Annotated in this window: 19 protein-coding genes and 1 pseudogene; 15 read left to right on the top strand and 5 right to left on the bottom strand. The window is 72.4% G+C overall.

The genetic code is table 11. The features are described from left to right. Positions 1-10 precede the first annotated feature (10 nt). The 9 genes from AB0H75_RS39530 to AB0H75_RS39490 all read left to right on the top strand — a co-directional run bounded on the left by AB0H75_RS39530 (position 11) and on the right by AB0H75_RS39490 (position 5780). Complete coding sequence (locus tag AB0H75_RS39530; protein ID WP_367805065.1) at positions 11-262, top strand: MoaD/ThiS family protein; 252 nt, start codon at positions 11-13, stop codon at positions 260-262. Between the two features lie 70 nt (positions 263-332). Further along, entirely contained in the window at positions 333-998 is a 666-nt protein-coding gene (locus AB0H75_RS39525; RefSeq protein ID WP_367805063.1) for a DUF2993 domain-containing protein, read from the top strand. 37 nt (positions 999-1035) lie between these two features. Next, complete coding sequence (locus tag AB0H75_RS39520) at positions 1036-1548, top strand: sigma-70 family RNA polymerase sigma factor (protein WP_367805061.1); 513 nt, start codon at positions 1036-1038, stop codon at positions 1546-1548. Further along, positions 1548-2441, top strand: coding sequence for an anti-sigma factor (locus tag AB0H75_RS39515; protein ID WP_367805146.1), 894 nt, complete (start codon positions 1548-1550; stop codon positions 2439-2441). The genes AB0H75_RS39520 and AB0H75_RS39515 overlap by 1 nt, the downstream gene beginning before the upstream one ends. A 72-nt stretch (positions 2442-2513) precedes the next feature. Continuing rightward, on the top strand, positions 2514-2846 hold the full coding sequence (locus tag AB0H75_RS39510; RefSeq protein WP_367805059.1) for a thioredoxin family protein: 333 nt from the start codon (positions 2514-2516) through the stop codon (positions 2844-2846). A 398-nt stretch (positions 2847-3244) separates the two neighbouring features. Then, the gene (locus AB0H75_RS39505) at positions 3245-4084 is read left to right on the top strand and encodes a sulfurtransferase (RefSeq protein ID WP_367805057.1); all 840 of its coding nucleotides are present in this window, start codon (positions 3245-3247) and stop codon (positions 4082-4084) included. Beyond that, complete coding sequence (locus AB0H75_RS39500) at positions 4084-4383, top strand: DUF1416 domain-containing protein (RefSeq protein ID WP_367805055.1); 300 nt, start codon at positions 4084-4086, stop codon at positions 4381-4383. Before AB0H75_RS39505 ends, AB0H75_RS39500 begins: the two co-directional genes overlap by 1 nt. 93 nt (positions 4384-4476) lie before the next feature. Next, the gene (locus tag AB0H75_RS39495; RefSeq protein WP_367805053.1) at positions 4477-5028 is read left to right on the top strand and encodes an RNA polymerase sigma factor; all 552 of its coding nucleotides are present in this window, start codon (positions 4477-4479) and stop codon (positions 5026-5028) included. Next, a complete protein-coding gene (locus tag AB0H75_RS39490; RefSeq protein WP_367805051.1) occupies positions 5025-5780 on the top strand; it encodes a methylated-DNA--[protein]-cysteine S-methyltransferase in 756 nt (251 codons plus the stop codon). The genes AB0H75_RS39495 and AB0H75_RS39490 overlap by 4 nt, the downstream gene beginning before the upstream one ends. Here the strand turns inward: AB0H75_RS39490 and AB0H75_RS39485 are convergent. Then, positions 5762-6310 (bottom strand): helix-turn-helix domain-containing protein, encoded by a 549-nt coding sequence (locus tag AB0H75_RS39485; RefSeq protein ID WP_367805049.1) that lies wholly within the window; start codon positions 6308-6310, stop codon positions 5762-5764. The two genes, AB0H75_RS39490 and AB0H75_RS39485, sit on opposite strands and share 19 nt — an antisense overlap. 127 nt (positions 6311-6437) lie before the next feature. Between AB0H75_RS39485 and AB0H75_RS39480 the strand changes: the two genes are divergently transcribed. Further along, the gene (locus AB0H75_RS39480; protein ID WP_367805047.1) at positions 6438-7739 is read left to right on the top strand and encodes a hypothetical protein; all 1302 of its coding nucleotides are present in this window, start codon (positions 6438-6440) and stop codon (positions 7737-7739) included. Here AB0H75_RS39480 and AB0H75_RS39475 read toward each other — a convergent pair. The 3 genes from AB0H75_RS39475 to AB0H75_RS39465 all read right to left on the bottom strand — a co-directional run bounded on the left by AB0H75_RS39475 (position 7726) and on the right by AB0H75_RS39465 (position 10440). Continuing rightward, positions 7726-8697: a hypothetical protein gene (locus tag AB0H75_RS39475; RefSeq protein WP_367805045.1), complete on the bottom strand. Its 972-nt coding sequence runs from the start codon at positions 8695-8697 to the stop codon at positions 7726-7728. The two genes, AB0H75_RS39480 and AB0H75_RS39475, sit on opposite strands and share 14 nt — an antisense overlap. 436 nt (positions 8698-9133) lie before the next feature. Continuing rightward, positions 9134-9781, bottom strand: coding sequence for a hypothetical protein (locus tag AB0H75_RS39470; protein ID WP_367805043.1), 648 nt, complete (start codon positions 9779-9781; stop codon positions 9134-9136). Further along, the gene (locus AB0H75_RS39465) at positions 9778-10440 is read right to left on the bottom strand and encodes a hypothetical protein (protein WP_367805041.1); all 663 of its coding nucleotides are present in this window, start codon (positions 10438-10440) and stop codon (positions 9778-9780) included. The genes AB0H75_RS39470 and AB0H75_RS39465 overlap by 4 nt, the downstream gene beginning before the upstream one ends. 168 nt (positions 10441-10608) lie before the next feature. Between AB0H75_RS39465 and AB0H75_RS39460 the strand changes: the two genes are divergently transcribed. Both AB0H75_RS39460 and AB0H75_RS39455 read left to right on the top strand, forming a co-directional pair. Next, positions 10609-12561 carry a hypothetical protein gene (locus tag AB0H75_RS39460; protein WP_367805039.1) on the top strand — a complete coding sequence of 651 codons (1953 nt, stop codon included), beginning with the start codon at positions 10609-10611 and terminating at the stop codon, positions 12559-12561. Between the two features lie 80 nt (positions 12562-12641). Continuing rightward, positions 12642-15635 carry an ATP-binding protein gene (locus AB0H75_RS39455; RefSeq protein WP_367805037.1) on the top strand — a complete coding sequence of 998 codons (2994 nt, stop codon included), beginning with the start codon at positions 12642-12644 and terminating at the stop codon, positions 15633-15635. 37 nt (positions 15636-15672) lie between these two features. Here AB0H75_RS39455 and AB0H75_RS39450 read toward each other — a convergent pair. Continuing rightward, positions 15673-15816 (bottom strand): annotated as a pseudogene (locus AB0H75_RS39450) (DUF2992 family protein); the annotation flags it as partial. 173 nt (positions 15817-15989) lie between these two features. Between AB0H75_RS39450 and AB0H75_RS39445 the strand changes: the two are divergent. The 3 genes from AB0H75_RS39445 to AB0H75_RS39435 are packed head-to-tail and all read left to right on the top strand — an operon-like array spanning position 15990 to position 18996. Next, positions 15990-17219, top strand: coding sequence for a MurT ligase domain-containing protein (locus AB0H75_RS39445; protein ID WP_367805035.1), 1230 nt, complete (start codon positions 15990-15992; stop codon positions 17217-17219). Beyond that, entirely contained in the window at positions 17209-17922 is a 714-nt protein-coding gene (locus AB0H75_RS39440) for a type 1 glutamine amidotransferase (protein WP_367805033.1), read from the top strand. The genes AB0H75_RS39445 and AB0H75_RS39440 overlap by 11 nt, the downstream gene beginning before the upstream one ends. A gap of 42 nt (positions 17923-17964) precedes the next feature. Further along, positions 17965-18996: a YihY/virulence factor BrkB family protein gene (locus tag AB0H75_RS39435; RefSeq protein ID WP_367805031.1), complete on the top strand. Its 1032-nt coding sequence runs from the start codon at positions 17965-17967 to the stop codon at positions 18994-18996. Positions 18997-19064: the final 68 nt, after the last annotated feature.

Below are 19064 nucleotides of genomic sequence, written 5' to 3'. Positions count from 1 at the left end.
TGAGGATCGCATGGCCACTGGAAAAGTACGGTATTGGGCGGCGGCCAAGGAAGCGGCGGGCGTCGCCGAGGAGGCGTTCGAGGCGGTCACGCTGGGTGATTTGATGACGAAAATCACACGTGACCGCGCGGAGCTGGCCCGGGTCGTGCGGCGCTGCTCGTTCCTGGTGGACGGCGCGCCGGTCGGCAAGCGCGCCCACGACGAGGTCACGCTGGCCGACGGCGCGACCGTCGAGGTGCTCCCGCCCTTCGCCGGGGGGTGATCAACCGGTTCGCCAGGGAATGGGAGGTCCCGATCGATAGGCTGCAACCCCCGCCTGAACAGGAAGCCCCATGCGCAAGCTGATCATTTTCCTGATCGTGCTGGTCATTCTCCTTGTCGCGGTCGACCGCGTCGCCGTCGCCGGGGTCGAGCGCGACCTGGCCAACCGGATAGCGGCCGCCGCCGACCTCTCCGGCACGCCCGAGGTGACCATTGAGGGCATCCCATTTCTCACGCAGGCAGTCAGCGGGCACTATCCGGAGGTACGGTTCAATCTCGGCACGCTCACCTATGGGGGAGTGCCGGTGCGGAACCTGCGGGGCGCCGCCTACGACGTGACGGCGCCGCTCGCCGACGTCCTGCAGAACAGAGCCGACGTCCGGGCCGGCCGTGTGGTCATCAGCGGCACCCTCAACAGGGCGACGATCGACAAGTACGCCCCCCGCGGCGTCAAGATCGGCGGCAACGGGCAGCGGCTCACGGCGTCGGGTGAGGTGACGGTGGGGGTGAACAAGGTGAAGTTCAACGCCGAGATGCGGGTCGTGGTGGCCGACGGGGGGATCAGGCTCCAGGCGGAGAAGATCCAGGGCCTGCCCGACCAGGTCGCGCAGTTCGTGTCCTACACGATCCCGTTCAAGGGGGACCTGCCCTTCGACGTGAAGGTGACCGGTGTGAAGAACGTGGCCGGAGGATTGGAGTTCTCGGCCGAAGCGTCTGACGTGCCGCTCCGTGGATGACGCTGAACCGATCCGTCCCGTCGTACGTGATGAGGACGTGAGCGCAGCGGGCACGGCCGACGAGGAACTGGTCAGGACCCTCTTCGACGAGCACGCGGGGCCTCTCTACGGCTACGTGCTGCGACTCACCGGTGACTCCGGGAAGGCGGAGGACGTCGTGCAGGAGACCCTGTTGCGCGCCTGGCGGCATCCCGACGCGCTCGCCGACCGGCCGATCCGGGCGTGGCTGTTCACCGTGGCCCGTAACCTCGTGGTGGACCAGCACCGCGCCAGGAAGGCCCGGCCGCAGGAGACCGGTGACGAGGCGCTGACCATCCTGCCGGCCGAGGACGAGCTGGAGCGCGCGGTCGAGTCGTGGGCGGTGGCCGAGGCGCTGGCCGCGTTGCGGCAGGAGCACCGCGAGGTGCTGATGGAGGTCTACTACCGGGGGCGATCGGTGAAGGAGGCGTCGGCGACGCTGGGCATACCACCGGGAACGGTCAAGTCGCGCACGTACTACGCGCTTCGCGCGCTCAAGCTCGCGCTGGAGGAGCGGGGGCTGGCGCCGTGATGACGTGCGAAGAGGTCCGGATCTCCCTGGGCGCGCACGCCCTGGGCGCGCTGGATCCCGAGGAGGCGCTGGAGATCGACCACCATCTGGCCACCTGCGAGGTGTGCGGCACCGAGCTGCTGGAGCTGGAGGGCGTCGCCTCGTTCCTGGACAAGGTGTCCGAGCGCGACGTCGAGCTGGTCGCCAGCCCGCCGCGCCAGGTGCTCGACCGGCTGCTCGACGACCGCGTCAAGCGGACCAGGCGCGGGCGGCTGCTGCTGGTCGCCGCCGCGTCCGTGGTGGCGCTGGCGCTCGGCGGCGTGGCGTGGACGGCCCTGGACGACGGCGGGCCGCGACAGACCGCGGCCTCGGCCCCGGAGCGCGCCGCCTCCCCGGCCGCGCCCTCCGCCGAGTCGTACGCCGCCCGCTCCTCCACGTCCGAGTCCTCCACCGGCGAGTCCTCCACCTCTGAGTCCTCCACCTCTGAGTCCTCCACCGGCGAGTCCTCCGACACCGCCACCGAGCAGCCCGGGACGCTCGCCGACCGCAGCGCCCTGCCCACCCCCACGGGCAGCCAGGCGCCGAAGAAGGCGGTCGCCGGGCCCGAGTTCAGGGGCGAGAACGAGGAGGCCGACTACTACGCCACCGTCATGGCCTGGCCCGACGCCGCCGGCACCGAGCTGGCCGTGCAGCTGCACGGCGTGCCGACCGGCACCACCTGCCACCTGCGCGTCGTCGGCGCGGGCGGCCGGCGGGACGTCACGGACAGCTGGGTCGTCGGCGACGCCGCCTACCAGAAGCAGAACGCGTTCAAGACCGGGACCGGGCTGCGGCTGAAGGACATCGTCCGCTTCGACGTGGTGAACGAGCGCACCGGCAAGGTGCTCGTCCGGGTCAAGGTCCCCGGGAAGTAGTCCGGTCCCCGGGACGTAGCCGCCGGGAAGCAATCGCCGGCCCGGCCGGTTGCACCAGAGGTGACGGGTTCGTTGTCCGAGGGGGATCTCGGCGCCGCCCTCGGCGAGCGGGCGACGCTGGTGCACTTCTCCACCGCGTTCTGCCAGCCGTGCCGGGCGACCCGGCGGGTGCTGGCCGACGTGAGCGCGCTGGTGCCCGGCGTGCGCCACGTCGAGGTCGACGCGGAGTCCCGGCTGGACCTGGTGCGGCGCCTGGCCGTCACCGCCACCCCGACGGTGCTCGTGCTCGACGCGGCGGGGCGGATCGTGAGAAGGGCCGCGGGCGCGCCGCGCAAGGCGGAGGTCCTGGTGGCGCTCGCGGCGGCCGTGACCTCGGAATCGTCTCAACAACCGGACGAGATGTGACAGATGACGAGACGCCGAGTACTGTCTTGTGCATGACCCCTTCGACAGAGCTGCTCACGAAGCGGCGCGCGGTCGACTTCTGCCGCGTCGCCACCGCGCTCTGTCGCGCTGCCTGAGGACGATCTAGCGCGGATCACCGGATCCGCCCCATCGACCCTTCAGGAGCATCCCGCGATGCGTGCCGACCCCCTACTGTCGCGCCTCCGCGCGCCGCAGCCGACCGTACCCGCCGTCCCCGTCCCCGCGACGGGGCGCTTCCGGGTGCCCGGGGCCGGGCGGCGGCCCTCGCCGGTGCTCCCCACGAAGATCCTCAACGCAGCCTCGGGATCCAGCCTTGGCTGCGCCACGTACCCGCTTCTTCGCCGTCTACTGCCCGCCGCCAACATGGAGGTTTCCCAATGAGCCGCTCCGCCGCCCTGGTGGACGCCGACTGGGTCGAGGCCAACCTCGACACGCCCGGAGTCGTTCTCGTCGAGGTCGACGAGGACGTCAGCGCCTACGACAGCGGCCACATCCGTGGCGCTGTGAAGATCGACTGGCGGACGGACCTGCAGGACCCGGTCCGCCGCGACTTCGTGGACAAGACCGGTTTCGAGGCCCTGCTGTCCGACCGCGGCATCTCCAACGACGACACCGTGGTCCTGTACGGCGGCAACAACAACTGGTTCGCCGCCTACGCCTACTGGTACTTCAAGCTCTACGGCCACGAGAACGTCAAGCTGCTCGACGGCGGGCGCAAGAAGTGGGAGCTCGACTCGCGCGAGCTGGTCAAGGACGTCCCCGAGCGGCCCAAGACCCAGTACGTCGCCCAGGAGCAGGACTCCGCGATCCGCGCCTTCCGCGACGACGTGGTCAACGCCATCGGCAAGCTCAACCTGGTCGACGTGCGCTCGCCCGACGAGTTCACCGGCAAGCTGCTGGCCCCCGCCCACCTGCCGCAGGAGCAGGCCCAGCGCGCCGGCCACGTGCCGACCGCCCGCAACATCCCGTGGTCCAAGGCGGCCAATGACGACGGCACCTTCAAGTCCGACGACGACCTGCGCACCCTCTACCAGGAGGCCGGGGTCGACTTCGGCAAGGACACCATCGCCTACTGCCGCATCGGCGAGCGCTCGGCGCACACGTGGTTCGTGCTGCACGAGATCCTCGGCCAGCAGAACGTGAAGAACTACGACGGATCGTGGACCGAGTACGGCTCGCTCGTGGGCGTGCCGATCGAGCTGGGGGAGGCCCGCTGATGACTGCACAGGGTTGCGGAGCGCCGGAGCAGACCGTGGCGCTGCCCGCCGGCATCGACCTGTCCAACCAGGCTGTGATCCAGGGCGTCGTGACCGGCGCCGGCACCGCCTACGCCCGCCTGCTGGACCGCTCCGGCGAGTTCACCGGCGAGGTCGTCGTGTCCGAGGACGGCATCTTCCGCTTCTTCGCCGCCCCCGGTGACTGGACCGTCCGCATCATCGCGGGCGGCGGCGTCACCAGGGACGTCCAGGTGGAGGCCAAGCTGGGCGAGGTCGCCCAGCTCGCCGTCGCCGTCTGATCCACCGCCGGTAGGGAAAGCCCGTGCCGCCACGTTCGGCACGGGCTTTCGCGTACGCGCAACCGATCCGGCCGTGGCGGTGTTGTACCTGACGTGGATGCGATCGACCCGGTGAGCAAGGCGTTGCTCGACGACCTCGACGAGGGCTTCGCGCAGATGTACGCGGCCTACCGCAACCTGGTCTTCTCGACCGCGTTGCGGCTGAGCGGCAACTGGTCCTGCGCCGAGGACCTCACCGCCGAGGCGTTCCTGCGGGCCTACCGGGCCCTCACCGGCTACGACCGCGACCGCCTCGCGGCGCTCCAGCCGCGGGCCTGGCTGATGACGGTCTTCATGAACTCCTGGCGCAACGCGGTCCGCACCAAGGCCCGCAAGCCGCCGCCCGACCTGCGCGAGGAGCCGGTGGACGGCGTGGACCCCCGCCAGGACGTCGAGGCGGCGGCCGAGCGCCGCGAGACGGGCGACGAGCTGGCCGGGCTGCTCGGCCAGCTGCCCGAGGAGCAGCGGGCCGCCGTGGTGCTCCGGCACGTCGTGGACCTGCCGGTCGCCGAGATCGCCACCGTGCTCAGGATCCCGCAGGGCACGGTGAAGTCGCACGTGTCGCGGGGGTTGCAGCGGCTGCGCGCACTGGGAGGCATGCGATGACCGGGTCCGATCCCCTGCTCGCCGGGCTGGCGGCGCTGGCCGCCGACGCGCCGGACGGGCTGCTCGACCGCGTGGCCGCCCGCTGGGTGCGCGTGCCGTCCCCGGTGGGCGAGCTGCGGGTGGCCTTCACCGGGCAGGGGGTGGCGTACGTCCACGCCGGGGAGGGCTTCGCGGAGGCGTTCAGGTCGCGTTTCGGCCGGCCGCTGCTGCCGGCCGCCCGGCCGCCCGCCGGGCTGCTGCCCGCGCTGCGTACCGGCCGGCCGGGCGGGGTGCGGCTGGACCTGCGCGGCCTGAGCGCCTTCCGGCGCGAGGTGCTGGAGGCGGTGCGGACGATCCCGCGCGGCGAGGTCCGCCCCTGCTCCTGGGTCGCCGCCAGGATCGGCCGTCCCACGGCGGCCCGCGCGGTGGCGGCGGCGCTGGCCGCCAACCCGGTGCCGGTGCTGGTGCCGTGCCACCGGGTGACCGGCCCGGACGGGGACCTGAGCGGGCACGTGCTCGGCGCGGCGGCCGCGGAGCGGCTGCTGCTGGCCGAGGGCGTGGACCTGGAACGCCTGCGCCGCCTGGCCGGGGAGCGGGTGTTCTACCTGGCCAGCGACACCACGGGCGTCGTCTGCTTCCCGACCTGCCACAACGCCCGCCGCATCACACCCGCCCACCGGCACGGCTTCCGCACGCTCGCCCAGGCCAGGGCGGCCGGCTACCGCCCGTGCCGCACCTGCCGCCCGGCGGGGGCTCAGAGCTTGACCGGGTAGCGCATGAGCAGCGTGGCCTGGACGATGTCGGGGCCGTGCGCCCGGTAGCCGTGCGGCACGTCGGACCGCCACGAGATGTGGTCGCCGGGCCGGGCCGTCAGCGGCTCCTTGATGGGCCCGGCGCTGAGCGTGCCGCTGAAGACCGTGACGTGCTCGGTGACGCCCTCGTGGTGGGCCGGGGAGGTCTGGGTGAGGCCGGGCGGGACGCGCACGCGGTAGAGCTCGTAGGTGACCTGGTCGTCGTCGAAGACCTCCAGCAGCTCGGCCTCCATCGCCGTCCCGCGCATGATCTGCGGCTCGGGCGGGGGGTCGAGTATGGCTCCGATCGGCACGCCGAGCTGGGCGGTGATGGCCCAGAGCGTCTCCAGCGTCGGGTTGAGCGTGCCGGTCTCGACGCCTGTCAGCGTGGCCCTGCCGACGCCGGACCACTTGGCCAGCTCGGAGAGCGAGACGCCGCGCGCCTGTCGCAGCCGCCGCAGTCGATCTCCCACCACACGAGGGTCGGTGTCGAACGCGGGGAGCGGTTCCATACCGTTCATGCTGCCGCACGGGTGGGACTCCGCGGCCGGGATTAGCTACTTGTCACCTCGGCCGCAGGTCATGGCGTTTCCGTGGTTGCTGCTGCGACACCAGGGACAGAGCGCTACGATTCCACAGATGTCCGGTTCGACAGGCGTGATGGCACCGCCCCGGCCTGGGCCCGCGCCGGCTCAGCGGATGCCGTCGCCGTACTCGCTGCCCCTGCACGCCCTGCGCCTGGCGGGGAAGTGCGCGCTGCCCCTCGTCTTCTGGTTCGCCGCCGGGGAGCTGTCCCGCTTCGCGCTCCTGTACGGCGCCACCGAGGTCGCCTACGGCGAGTGGCGCCAGGTCCGCCTGGTCGTGGTCATGACGCTGCTCACGTTCATCGTCCTGTCGGCGATGATCGTCACCACCGGCATGCTGCACGCCCTGCGCGGCGCGCTCTGGGAGACGCGTGCCCGCGCCGCCGACGACGTGGCCCAGGAACGCTTCTTCCGCACCCTGGACCGGGTCGCCCCGGCCTTCGCCGTCCTCTACCTCGCCTGGGGCTTCCAGCGGGAGGACGCCAGGGACGTCTACCAGATGGACATCTTCCACCACGGCGACGAGCTGATGTCGGCCGCCTGGTTCGGCGAGAGCAGCGACGTCGGCGGCGGCCTGACCGACCTCGACTGGCGCGTCTCGCTCGGAGCCATGATCGTCACCTTCGTGCTGAAGTGGCTCTTCGCCAAGGCGGTCGAGAAGGGCAAGAGCGGTTTCTACGGGTTCCTGGCCGCCTTCTCCGAGTTCGCGTTCGTCTTCTACGGCCTGAACGCCACCCTGGCCTTCGCCGACGCGCGCTCCGAATGGGTGGAGCACCGCAACATCGTGACGGGCGGCGAGGAGGCACTGAACGCCGCGAAGGAGAGCGTGCCCGCCTGGGACGCGGTCACCGACGTGTTCGGCCAGTACTGGCCGCTGTTCATCGACGCCGTCGCGGTGCCGCTGGCCTGGCTGACCGTGGCGATGCTCGTCTTCGGCGCCTTCTCCGACGAGGCCCGCGCCCTGGTCAAGGGCACCCGGCTGGAGAAGGGCGTGGACCGGCTGGAGAGCAGCCACGACCTCACCCAGAAGTCGTTCGACCAGCTCACCGGGGGATTCCGGGACCGCTGGCTGCCGCTGGCCAACTCGCTGCGGCTGGTGTTCAGGAGCGGCTTCCCGCTGTTCGGCATGATGTGCCTGTGCTACGCGGGCCTGTCGGTCGGCGGCGACTACGCCCAGCGCGCCGTGGTGCGGCTCGTCGGCTCGCGTGAGGAGTGGGTGTGGATCTACCAGGTCGCGCCGCTGGACTTCCTGCGCAAGATGATCGTGACCGTGCTGACCATGGCGCTGCTGGCGGCGACGTACGACATCGCCGCCACCCGGGCACGGCTGCGCGGCGAGGCGTTCAGCGACGCCTGAACCGCAGCACCACCACGTCCACGCCCATCTGCTCCATCTTCTCCCGGTTGAACAGGTCCTTCGTCGGGGTGTCGGAGCGGTAGTCGCTGGGCCGGAACGACAGCTCGACCTCGTCCGCCACCGGGGTCGGCACGATCGCCAGGCCCATGATCTTGTAGTCCTTGCCCACGACCAGCTTGTCCGTCGGGCGGTCGCCCACCGGCTGGATCGGGACCGTCCACTCGCGGCCCGCCCGGTCCTGGAGCTTGACGTTGTTGGGCTCGGCGGTCATGGTCGTGCTGGAGGCGTCCACGACCTTCTTGGTGATGTCGATCCTCAGCCAGGTCACCTCGGGGCCGTGTTTGTTGCCCTCGGGGGGCTTCGTCGGGGCGATGGCGGCCCGCCACTCGATGTTGTAGGCCCTGCCCGCCTGGCCGGCGGGGACGACGGTCTCCTTGAGGTTCAGGCCCCGGGTGATCTGCTGCTGGTAGAAGGCGTGGCCGTCATAGGTTCTCAGGCCGGCGGTGAGCAGGGAGACCACCACGGCACCGGCGCCGACCAGGAGCAGGCGGCGACGGCCGGACCTCGGTGCCGTGGCCGGCCCGCCCTCCCCCGGCCCGGCGGCCGGCGGGGCGCCGGGGGGCGGGGGCGGGGTCTGGTGCTGGGTCTGGTGCTGGGTCTGGTGCGGCGACTGCGGCTGGGGCTGTCGTGGCGGCTGCGGCGGCCACGGCTGCGCGGCCGGGGCGCCGGGGACGACCGGAATGGGCTGGGTGGAGCTTCCCCGCGGGGGCCGGTGCGCGGCGGGCGGCCACACCTGCTGGTCAGGATGGTAGGGACGGCCGCGCCCCGGCGGCGGGCCCTGCGGAAAGCCCGCCCCGGGCGGCTGCGGCCCGGGATGGGCGCCGGGCGGCTGCGGCCCGGGATGGGCGCCGGGCCCCGCGGGGTGGCCCGGATGCGGTTGGGGCGCACGCGGGGGCACGCCACCGCTCTGCGGGGCGGCAGGGGGCGGGTAGCCCCCGGAGGGCCGCGGCATGGCGTGACGAGGCGCCCCGTGCCCTCCCGGCGCCGGGCCGGCGGGAGGCGCGGGGTGGGCTGCTCCGGGCGGTGGGACGGGGCCCGTGGGGGGCGCGGGGTGGGCTGCTCCGGGCAGTGGCAGCGAGCCGGTGGGGGGTGTGCCGTGTCCTCCCGGTATCGGGCCGGTGGGGGGTGCGGCGTGGCGGGGGGACGGGGGCATGGGCCGGCCCGGGTGCATGCCCGGGCCGGGTGGCAGGCCCTGGCCGTGCGGTTGGGTGTGCGCCGACGGCGGCGGCGTCAGCGGCTCGTCCTGGGGCTCCGGGACCGCCTCCTGACCGCTGCTGCTCCATCCGTCGTTGCCGGGCGAGAACCAGTCACGCTCGTTCGTGCTCATGCGACGATCACTTCTTAACGGTCGAGTAGACGTCCTGCGGCGAGGCCGCGAGCTTGCGCGCGGCCTCCTCATCGAGGCCGAGGTCCACCTCGACCTGCGGCTGGTACGGCTCCACCATCACCCCCTGCTGCGGCAGCGCGAACACCACGCTCGCCCCCGGCAGCGCCGACGCGGGCACCTCGAAGTAGAAACGGCCGCTCACCCAGATGTCCGGCTGCACGTAGGTGTTCTGCAACGTGAGCGTCCGGTCCACCCGGTCGGTGGCGTCGAACCTCTTGCCGTCGGCGGTGACCAGGACGGGCTGGGCGAGGTTGTAGGGCTTCAGGCTGGACTTCGCGGAGGCGCCGACGACGAGGAAGAGGTTGTCCGTGGTGATGGTCTCGGACGCGCCCTGGAGGGACTTGGCGGCGGTGATCGAGTCGAGCCGGACGGTGAAGCGGCGGGCGTCGATGGTCTCGCCCTTGGCGCCGCTGTAGGTGATGGGGTCACCGAGTTCGCCCTCGACGAGCTTGGCGGTCTGCAACCACATCGCGCCGCCGATGAGCACCAGCCCGGCCGCGGCGGCGAGCAGGCGGGTGCCGAGGCCCGGACGGCTCGCGTCCCGGGGCGCGCGCCGGGACGGGGCGACGGCGGCGCGGGGCTCGGTGGTGGTCATGTCCCGGCCTCCTGCTTGACGGGTAGCGTCACCCGCGCCTTGATCTCGGGATAGTACTTGTCGCCCACCTGCTTGGACACCATCTCCCACGTGGGGGTCCCGCTGAGGAAGCTGGTGCCCTCCTCGAAGGAGGCCACGTCGAAAGTGATCTTCTCCGGCGGCCGCTCGTTCTCCTTGAGCCGGTAGCGGACGATGACCTGCGTGGGGACGTCCGGCTGAAGCTGCTGCGTCTCGTCGCCCTTGACCAGCCCGAACGTGAACGGCCCCGCCTCCTTGTCGAAGGCCGGGGTGATGTTGACCAGGGAGCCGGCGAAGGAGGTGGTCGAGAACGCGCTCGTGATCTTCTCGGGCGGCATTCCCACCATCGCGGTCTCGTCCCCCTTGTTGGTGACGTCGAAGACCAGCTCGACGAAGCGCTTGTCCTGGTCGAAGGTGGACTGGGCCTTCTCGACCTTGACCCGCGACTCCACGAACCTGGTCGAGTACATGCCCTGGTCCAGCACCGCGCCCTGGCCCAGCGGCTTCGGCGCCTCAGGGGCCTCGTTGAGCCCGCCCAGCAGGGCGACGACGCCGACGGCGGTGAGCGTCACCAGCGCGATGGCGGGCACCACCACCGGGCGTCTGGGCTTCTCAGTGCTGCCGCCGGAGGGTTCCGTCATGGATATGGATGGTAATAGCTCTCGCTTGTCCCATCTGCCGCATTACTCCCATCGCTCTGGCCGAATTGCCGCGAAACTCTGCCGTTCCGGGGGTTGAAACTCTTACGCTGTCACGAGGCGGGAAAGCCCAGCCCTACCTTTGGAGAACAGTCGCGGCCGGAGGGTCACGTGACGGACGTGCATCCCGAGCATGCCCAGCTGCAGGCGGACCGCATCTACCTGGGCTGGCAGTACATCCTGCTGCACCCCGACCCCGGCCCGCCGCCCAAGCGCCCCTCGCCGGGCGACGAGCCGCCCGCCGCCGCGCCCCCCGGCGCCGCCGCCCAGGTCGAGCTGGTACGCCGCGAGCGCATGCAGGAGGACATGCTCAACCGGCCGGTCCGGTTGTTCCGGGTGTTCGCGCTGGTGCTGAGCGTGCTGATCCTGGCCGTGGCCGTGGCCGGCTACCTCGCCTGGGCGTTCGCGATCGTCGGGCTGGTCGCGACCTGCGGAGTCGCGATCATCTGCACCTTCGCGCTCATGCAGGGCGACCGGGCGGTCCGCTACCGCGTGCTGGAGCAGCAGGCCAGGGACCAGCGCCGGCGCCAGGAACGTGACAAGGAGCTGTTCAGGGCCCAGGAGGACCACGCCAAGCGCTACCGCGAGTGGCAGGAGTCGAAGGACCGCCACGACCGCCAGCTCACCTGGTACGCCGTCGCCGTCCCCGACGAGATCGACCGCATCGACGTGGCGGGCGGCACCCTGCCCGGCTGGTCCGCGCTGGTCACGCTGCTCGGCGCCACCCGCCTCTACAGCGGTGGCCACCTGACCGTGCTCGACCTGTCCGAGGGCGCCATCGCCAAGGACCTCATCGAGCTGGCCCGCAAGGGCGGCGACGACCCGCTGGTGTGGGTGCTGCCGGTCGACCTGCCCAAGCTCGACCTGGGCGCCACGCTCAAGCCGGAGGCGTTCGCGGACGTCCTGGCGCACGTGGTGAGCGTCAGCGAGGAGCACCGCACCACCCGCGACCTCAGCTTCGACAACGCCATCCTGGAGCGGGTGCTGGAGGTGCTGGGCGAGAACGCCACGATCAGCCAGGTCACGGCCGCGCTGCGGGCCCTCGCGCAGGTCGGCGATCCGCGCGACGACCTGCGGTTCGGGCTGATCACCGCCACCCAGCTCGAACGCATCGGCACGCTGTTCGGGCGCGGGGTCAGCGACCGCGTGGTCATCGAGCGGGCCTGGGCGCTGGAGTCGCAGCTGCGCAAGCTGGAGACGCTGGGCACGCAGGCCGTGCGGCTGCCGCCGGCCCGGCTGCGCGTGGTGAGCATGGACCGGCAGGCGGGCGTGTTCGGCAACCGGGTGCTCGGCACGTACGTGGCCACCGCCCTCACCCACATCCTGCGCCAGTCGCCCGCCTCCGACCGGCCCTGGTACCACACGATCATCGTGGCGGGCGCGGACAAGCTCAGAGGCGACGTGCTCGACCGGCTGATGGACGCCTGCGAGACCTCCCGCACCGGGCTCGTCCTGACCTACCGCTCGCTCACCCCCACCGTGCGGGAGCGGCTCGGGCGGGGGCACGCGGCGGTGGCGTTCATGCGGCTCGGCAACGCCGAGGACGCCCGCGTCGCCAGCGAGCACGTCGGCACCGAGCACCGCCTGGAGCTGGCCCAGCTCACCGAGACCATCAGCGACTCGCTGCCGGGCCTGGACGGCGGCTACACCTCCACGATCTCCCAGGTGGACGACGAGCGGGAGGAGCGCGCCGAGGGCGAGGCCGACCTCGCCGGGGACATCACCGAGTCCACCGAGTGGGGCCGCACCGCCGACAAGATCTCCGAGAAGGAGCGGGTGCTCCAGCGCTCGCGCGAGTTCCTGGTCGAGCCGCACGAGCTGCAACAGCTGCCCACGACCTCGGTCATCGTCACCGACGCCACCGCCAGGGGCCGGCGGGTCCGCCTCGCCGACGCCAACCCGGCCATCCTCACCTTCCCGAGGACCACGCTCGGCGAGCTGGAGGACGTCCGCGAGGCCGTCCTGGCGCTCGACCCGCGCGCCGACGGCGACGGCGAGGAGGCGCCCCCGCCCAACCTCGGGCCGCCCCCGCCCCGGCTGGACTGGCGAAAGGGCAGGCCATGACCGGGTAAGGAGATGGTCAATGTCAAGGTGACGAGCTGGCGGTTGGTGAAGTTTGGCCAAGAACCGTCTCTGGGGGATTGATGATGCAGCCGAGCGTCTCGCTGAGCGGGCCCTGGTATCGGATCCAGTCGATCGCCGCGCCCTCGCGGAGCTCGTCGGCCGAATGGGACTTCGTCACCGTGCTGCCCGCCGTGCTGTCGGCGGCGCAACGTGACCGGCCGTTCGTCATCGGGTGGCTCTCGCGGGGGTCCGGCGCGCCGCTCGAACTCATCACGAACGCGGGGCCGCTGTCGCCGCCGCGCCAGCCGCGCCGTGCCACCGACGTGCCCGACCGGCCGACGGGGCCGCAGCCGCTGCTGTTCCCCGGCGGGGCGCGCGGCGTCCAGCTCTCCGAGGAGTACCTGGCCGACCTGGCGGACCTGGTGTGGGTGCCGTGCCCGGGGCGGCAGGCGCCGCCGCTGGGCGGCCGGGAGCGCCACGCCGACCTGGACGAGCTGACCCGGCCCACGCTGTTCGAGGCGACGCTGGTCACGCTGATGTCGCGGCCGTTCGCCTGGCTCGTCGTGGCCGAGCCGACCGACCTGCTCGACGCCGAGGTGGCGCACCTGCGCACCCAGCTCAACGTGCTGCGGCAGTACGGCGACGCCTCCGAGCGCTCCAGGTTCGACGCCGAGCGCGCCGAGCGGCGCATGCAGGAGCTGGACGCCTTCCGCGAGGCCGGGCTCTGGAACGTGCGCGTGCTGGCCGGCGGGGCCACCGCCGAGGAGCTGCGGCAGATCGCGCCCGTGCTGGTCGGCTCGGTCGAGATCGGCCACCACCCGTACCGGCTGCGCAGCTCCCACGGGGCCGCGTACCCGCTGGGGGAGGCCCTGGCCATCACCATGCAGGACCCGGCCGACGGGGCCGCCGCGCCGTTCGCCGCCACCGCCGGGGCGCTCGCCGCGCTGGCCGGGCTGCCCCGGCGGGAGGTGCCCGGCGTCCGCGTGCTCGACTCGGGCTTCTTCGACGTGACGTCCGAGGCCGACGGGGGCGAGCTGGAGCTGGGCGAGATCCTGGACGGCCAGGACCGCGGCGTCGGCACCTTCCGGGTGCCGCTGGCCACGCTCAACCGGCACGCCTTCGTCACCGGGGCGACCGGCTCGGGCAAGTCGCAGACCGTCCGGCACCTGCTGGAGCAGCTCAGCCGGGCCCGCATCCCGTGGCTGGCCATCGAGCCGGCCAAGTCCGAGTACGCCGCCATGGCCGGCCGGCTGGACGAGCCGGTCACGGTGATCAACCCGTCCGCGCCCGAGGGCGTGCCGTTCAGCGTCAACCCGCTCGAACCCGAGCCCGGCTATCCCGTCCAGGCCCACATCGACATGGTCAGGGCGCTGTTCATGGCGGCCTTCGACGCCGAGGAGCCGTTCCCGCAGATCATGTCGCTGGCGCTGCAACGCGTCTACGAGGCCACCGGCTGGGACGTCGTCACCGGCGGCGCCGTCCCCGGCTCCAGCGTGCCGCCCAGCGTCCCCACCCTCGAACAGCTCCAGCAGCACGCCATGGACGTCATCAAGGAGATCGGCTACGGCCGCGAGGTCCAGGCCGACGTCGAGGGCTTCATCTCGCTGCGGCTGCGCTCGCTGCGCGTCGGCTCGGCCGGGCGCTTCTTCGAGGGCGGCCACCCGGCCGACGTCGGCGGCCTGCTGGAACGCAACGTCGTCCTGGCCATCGAGGACGTCGCCAACGACGAGGACAAGGCGTTCCTCATGGGCACGCTGATCATCCGGATCGTGGAGCACCTGCGCATGCGGGCGCGCACCGAGAAGTCCTCCGGGCTGCGGCACGTCATCGTCATCGAGGAGGCGCACCGGCTGCTGCGCGACCGCGGCCACGGGCGGGCCTCCACGCACGCGGTCGAGCTGCTGGCCGGGCTGCTGGCCGAGATCCGCGCGTACGGCGAGGGCATCGTCGTGGCCGAGCAGATCCCCACCAAGCTCGTGCCCGACGTGGTCAAGAACACCGCGCTCAAGGTCGTCCACCGGCTGCCCGCCGAGGACGACAGGAAGCTCGTCGGCGCCGCCATGAACCTGAGCGAGGAGCAGTCGCGGCACGTCGTGTCGTTGCAGCCCGGCTCGGCCGCCGTCTTCGCCGACGGCATGGACCGGCCGCTGCGGGTGCGGGTGCCGCTCGGCGAGTCCAGGGAGAAGGTGCTGCCGGGCCCGCCGCCGCCCATCCGGGGCCGCAGGTCGGCGGCGTGCGGGGCGCAGTGCCGCGGCGGGCAGGCGTGCACGCTGGTCGAGCTGCGCGAGGCGGACGTGCTGGCCGACGCGCCCGAATGGGCGTGGCTGCGCATCTGGTGCGACACGGTCGTGCTCGCCTTCGTCAGCAACCGGCCGCTGCCCGGGGTGCCGCGCGTGTTGTCGGCGGCGTGGGGCGAGCTGCCCGCGCGGCGGCGCGAGTGCCTGCTGGCCACCCTGGTCGAGCGGTCGGTGCAGCGGCGGGCCTGGTCGCTGCGGAGCTGGTTCGACCCCTCGCTGCTCACCGAGAAGGCCGCGGAGAAGGCCACGCGGCTGCTCGGCGGGCTGGAGAGCGGCGGGGAGCGTCCCGGGGCGTCGTGGGTGATCCCGCAGGTGCGGTGGCTGCACGAGGTGGACCGGCTCTTCCCGCACGGGCAGCCCGCCCCCAGCCTGCGCAGCCCGGCGCCGCCCATGGAGTACGCCCTGTTCCGCCCGCCCAGCGGGGCCAATGGCAACGGCGTCAACGGGTCGCCGGACCGCGTGCACACCGAGCTGCTGGGCCACCGGGCCAAGGCGCTGCGCCACCACCCCCTGTCCATGGAGGTGGAGCGCAACCGGGAGCTGGCCTGGCGGGTCATCCTGGGGGACGACGAGAGCGAGGCGGTGCAGCGGGACATCACGACCGTCGCCATCGGCATCGAGGCGTCGGCCCGGATCCGGCACGTGGGGCAGACGATGGGGGCGGGGTGGCTGGAGGGCGTCCTGTCCTGGCCGCGCCGCTTCGTCCTCCCCTTCGACCACGGCGGCACCCTGGAACTGTCCTTCCCCGATCCCGCCCCCGCCCCCAGCCCCCTCTGACCGCCCGGGGGGCGGGATCAGTGGCCATGCCGTGCCGTTGCAGGTAGGCGTACAGCTCGGGGTCCGTGGGCTCGCCGCCGAGCACGAACAGGATCGCGCGGAGCACGCCGGTCTCCTCCTCGACGACTTCGAGGACCCCGACCCAGAACGCGCCGTCCGGACAGACGGAAAGCGTCACCATGACGTTCGCCCTTTCTGTGGGCATGCCGAAATGACGACCTGACGAGGTCGCTTCCGGCACACCGGACATCCCAGAAAGGGCGGGTACGTCGTGCGTCGCCCGGGCTACCGACCGGGCCGCGTTTTCGTGTGCGTAACGAGAGTACGGCCGGATGCCGACTAGGATCCATGCACATGACCCAGCTTCCTCTGCGAGCTCAGCTCGCCAGCGCCCTGGGCCGCAGTGCCGCCACGCTGTCCAGGATGACCGGGCGCGGTGACGGCTCGGTGATCGGGGGCCGGGTCGGCCTGCTGCTGGAGCCCGACCTCCTGCGCAAGCTGGCCCGCGACCGCAAGCTGGCCCTGGTCAGCGCCACCAACGGCAAGACGACCACCACCCGCCTGATCACCTCCGCGCTGCTCGACCTCGGCGAGGTCGCGACCAACGCCTACGGCGCCAACATGCCGGCCGGCCACGTCTCGGCGCTGTCCCAGCACAAGCACGCCCCTTACGGCGTCCTGGAGGTGGACGAGAAATACCTGCCCGAGGTGCTCGACACCACCGGCGCGGGCGTCGTCTGCCTGATGAACCTCAGCCGCGACCAGATGGACCGCGCGGCCGAGATCTGGCTGCTGGCCCAGAAGTGGCGCCGCGCGCTGGCGGGCAGGCCCACCCACGTGATCGCCAACTGTGACGACCCGCTCGTCACGTGGGGCGCCTCCACGGCCGCCTCGGTCACCTGGGTGGCCGGCGGGCAGCGCTGGAAGGAGGACTCCTGGTGCTGCCCCGAGTGCGGCGGCCCGCTCGACCGCAAGGACTCCTTCTGGGCCTGCCGCGAGTGCACCTTCCACCGTCCCGAGCCGCAGTGGGCGCTCGACGGCGAGATGGCCGTCGATCCGCGCGGGCAGCGCTGGATGCTCGACATCCAGCTCCCCGGCTCGGCCAACCGCTCCAACGCGGTGATGGCGCTGGCGGTGGCGGAGACGTTCGGGGTGCCGGTGGAGCGGGCGCTGCCCCGGCTGCGCGAGGTCACCTCGGTGGCCGGCCGCTACACGATGGTCGAGCGCGACGGCCGGCACGCGCGGCTGCTGCTGGCGAAGAACCCCGCCGGCTGGCTGGAGGCGTTCGACGTCGCCGACCCGCAGCTCCCGATCGTCCTCTCGGTCAACGCGCAGGGCCCCGACGGGCGCGACACGTCGTGGTTGTGGGACGTCGACTACCGCATCCTGCGCGGCCGCCCGGTGTTCGTGACCGGCGAGCGCCGCCTCGACCTGGCGCTCCGGCTCGACGTGGCGGACGTGCCGTTCACCCTGTGCAGCACGTTCTCCGAGGCGATGGCCATGCAGCCGCCCGGCCGGGTGGACGTGATCGCCAACTACACCGCCTTCCAGCAGATCCGATCGGAGTTCGGTCGTGCCGTCTGACAGCGTCCTGCGCATCGTCTGGATCTATCCCGACCTGTTGAGCACGTACGGCGACCAGGGCAACGTCCTGGTCCTGGAGCAGCGCGCCCAGCGCCGGGGGATCGAGACCGAGACGATCCACGTGCGCTCGTCCGACCCGGTGCCGGAGGGCGGTGACATCTACCTCATCGGCGGCGGCGAGGACCGCCCGCAGATCCTGGCCGCCCAGCGCCTGCGCAAGGACGGCGGCCTGCACCGGGCGATCGCCGGCGGCGCGTCCATGCTGGCGGTGTGCGCGGGCTACCAGATCATGGGCAGCACGTTCGGCGGCGAGGAGGGCCAGCCGGTCCAGGGCATCGGCCTGCTCGACATCGCCAGCGCGCGCGGCCCGGCCCGCGCGGTGGGCGAGCTGGTGGCCGAGGTGGACAGCGCGCTCGGCCTGCCCACGCTGACCGGGTTCGAGAACCACATGGGCGTCACCCGGCTGGGCGCCGGCGTGCGCCCGCTGTCGCGCACGGTCAAGGGCATCGGCAACGGCGACGGCTACGAAGGCTGCTACGCGGGCCACGTGGTCGGCACCTACCTGCACGGCCCGGCGCTGGCCCGCAACCCGGCGCTGGCCGACCTGCTGCTGTCGTGGCGGGTGGGGCAGCTCCCGCCGCTGGACGACTCCCGCTACGAGGCCCTGCGCCAGGAGCGGCTTGCCACCGTCCTGGCCGACTGATCATCCTGATGAATCCGGGCGAACCGGGGTAGAAGGTTCGCCGTGGGTTCCACGGTGACGGTCCCCCAGACCCGGACGATGGGCGGCGAGGAGCTGTCCGCCGACGACGCCTGGGCGACCATGCGCAAGTACGGCGGCTGGCACCTCGTCCGCGACTCGGTGGTCAGGTTCCGCTACGGCGACGGCATGAGCCATGCCCGCGCGCTGGCCTTCCAGCTCTGCCTGGCCATCATCCCCGGCGCGATCGCCCTGGTCGGCCTGAGCGCGGTGACCGACCAGGACGAGCTGGGCCGGGTGCTGGAGCTCACGCTGCGCGGCGTGGCCCCCGGCGGCGGGGCCGAGGCCGTCTCGCAGGCGCTGGAGGGCGGCAACCACGTCTCCGGCAAGCTCGCCCTGTGGCTGGGCCTCGGCACCACGCTGGTGTCGCTGGCGACCTCGATGGCGCAGTTCGAGCGCGGCGCGAACCGCATCTACGGCGTCGAGCGCGACCGGCCCTTCCACCGCAAGTACGCCCGGGCGGCCGTGCTGGCGCTGACCGCCGGAGTCCTGCTGATCACCGGTTTCACGGTCCTGGTGGGCGGCGGCGCGCTGGGGCACGCGATCAGCGAGGTCTACGACTGGGGCGACGGGGCCAGGCAGGCGTTCTCGCTGGTGCGCTGGCCGCTCGGCTTCCTGCTGGCGCTGGCGAGCACGGTCACGCTGTTCCGGGCCTCGCCCCGGCGGCGGCAGCCGGGCCACACCTGGCTGGCCGTGGGCGCGCTGGTGGCGCTCGCCTTGTGGACGGCGTTCACGATGGCGCTGGCCCTCTACACCGACAACAACAGCTCCTTCGGCGACACCTACGGGCCGCTGACGGCCGTCATGGCGCTGCTGCTGTGGTCCTTCCTCAGCTCGGTCGCGCTGTTCCTGGGGATGGCGTTCGCGGCCCAGCTGGAGGCGTGCCGGGCCGGGTGCGTCGAGCCGGCGCATCCCGATCCGGGGCCGACGGCGGAGGAGGAGCGCGAGCCGCTGGTCGGCGCGGTGGGCTCGGCCGCCTTCGCCGTGGTACGCGGCCTGCTGGCCAAGCTCAGGTGAACGATTGACATGCAGCCGTTTGGCTGCCTATTGTTCGACAAGCAGCCGAACGGCTGTATGTTCCGGAA

Source organism: Nonomuraea sp. NPDC050783 (genome assembly GCF_040802095.1).
In the GTDB taxonomy this organism is placed as follows: Bacteria; Actinomycetota; Actinomycetes; order Streptosporangiales; family Streptosporangiaceae; genus Nonomuraea.
The sequence above is the reverse complement of the archived record's forward strand: the minus strand, read 5'-3'. Positions and strand labels throughout refer to the sequence as shown.

Coding starts and splice junctions, on each gene's coding strand:
- AB0H75_RS39530 (WP_367805065.1), top strand. CDS start 11: ATGGCCACTGGAAAAGTACGGTATTGGGCGGCGGCCAAGGAAGCGGCG.
- AB0H75_RS39525 (WP_367805063.1), top strand. CDS start 333: ATGCGCAAGCTGATCATTTTCCTGATCGTGCTGGTCATTCTCCTTGTC.
- AB0H75_RS39515 (WP_367805146.1), top strand. CDS start 1,548: ATGACGTGCGAAGAGGTCCGGATCTCCCTGGGCGCGCACGCCCTGGGC.
- AB0H75_RS39505 (WP_367805057.1), top strand. CDS start 3,245: ATGAGCCGCTCCGCCGCCCTGGTGGACGCCGACTGGGTCGAGGCCAAC.
- AB0H75_RS39500 (WP_367805055.1), top strand. CDS start 4,084: ATGACTGCACAGGGTTGCGGAGCGCCGGAGCAGACCGTGGCGCTGCCC.
- AB0H75_RS39490 (WP_367805051.1), top strand. CDS start 5,025: ATGACCGGGTCCGATCCCCTGCTCGCCGGGCTGGCGGCGCTGGCCGCC.
- AB0H75_RS39485 (WP_367805049.1), bottom strand. CDS start 6,310: ATGGAACCGCTCCCCGCGTTCGACACCGACCCTCGTGTGGTGGGAGAT.
- AB0H75_RS39480 (WP_367805047.1), top strand. CDS start 6,438: ATGTCCGGTTCGACAGGCGTGATGGCACCGCCCCGGCCTGGGCCCGCG.
- AB0H75_RS39470 (WP_367805043.1), bottom strand. CDS start 9,781: ATGACCACCACCGAGCCCCGCGCCGCCGTCGCCCCGTCCCGGCGCGCG.
- AB0H75_RS39465 (WP_367805041.1), bottom strand. CDS start 10,440: ATGACGGAACCCTCCGGCGGCAGCACTGAGAAGCCCAGACGCCCGGTG.
- AB0H75_RS39455 (WP_367805037.1), top strand. CDS start 12,642: ATGATGCAGCCGAGCGTCTCGCTGAGCGGGCCCTGGTATCGGATCCAG.
- AB0H75_RS39445 (WP_367805035.1), top strand. CDS start 15,990: ATGACCCAGCTTCCTCTGCGAGCTCAGCTCGCCAGCGCCCTGGGCCGC.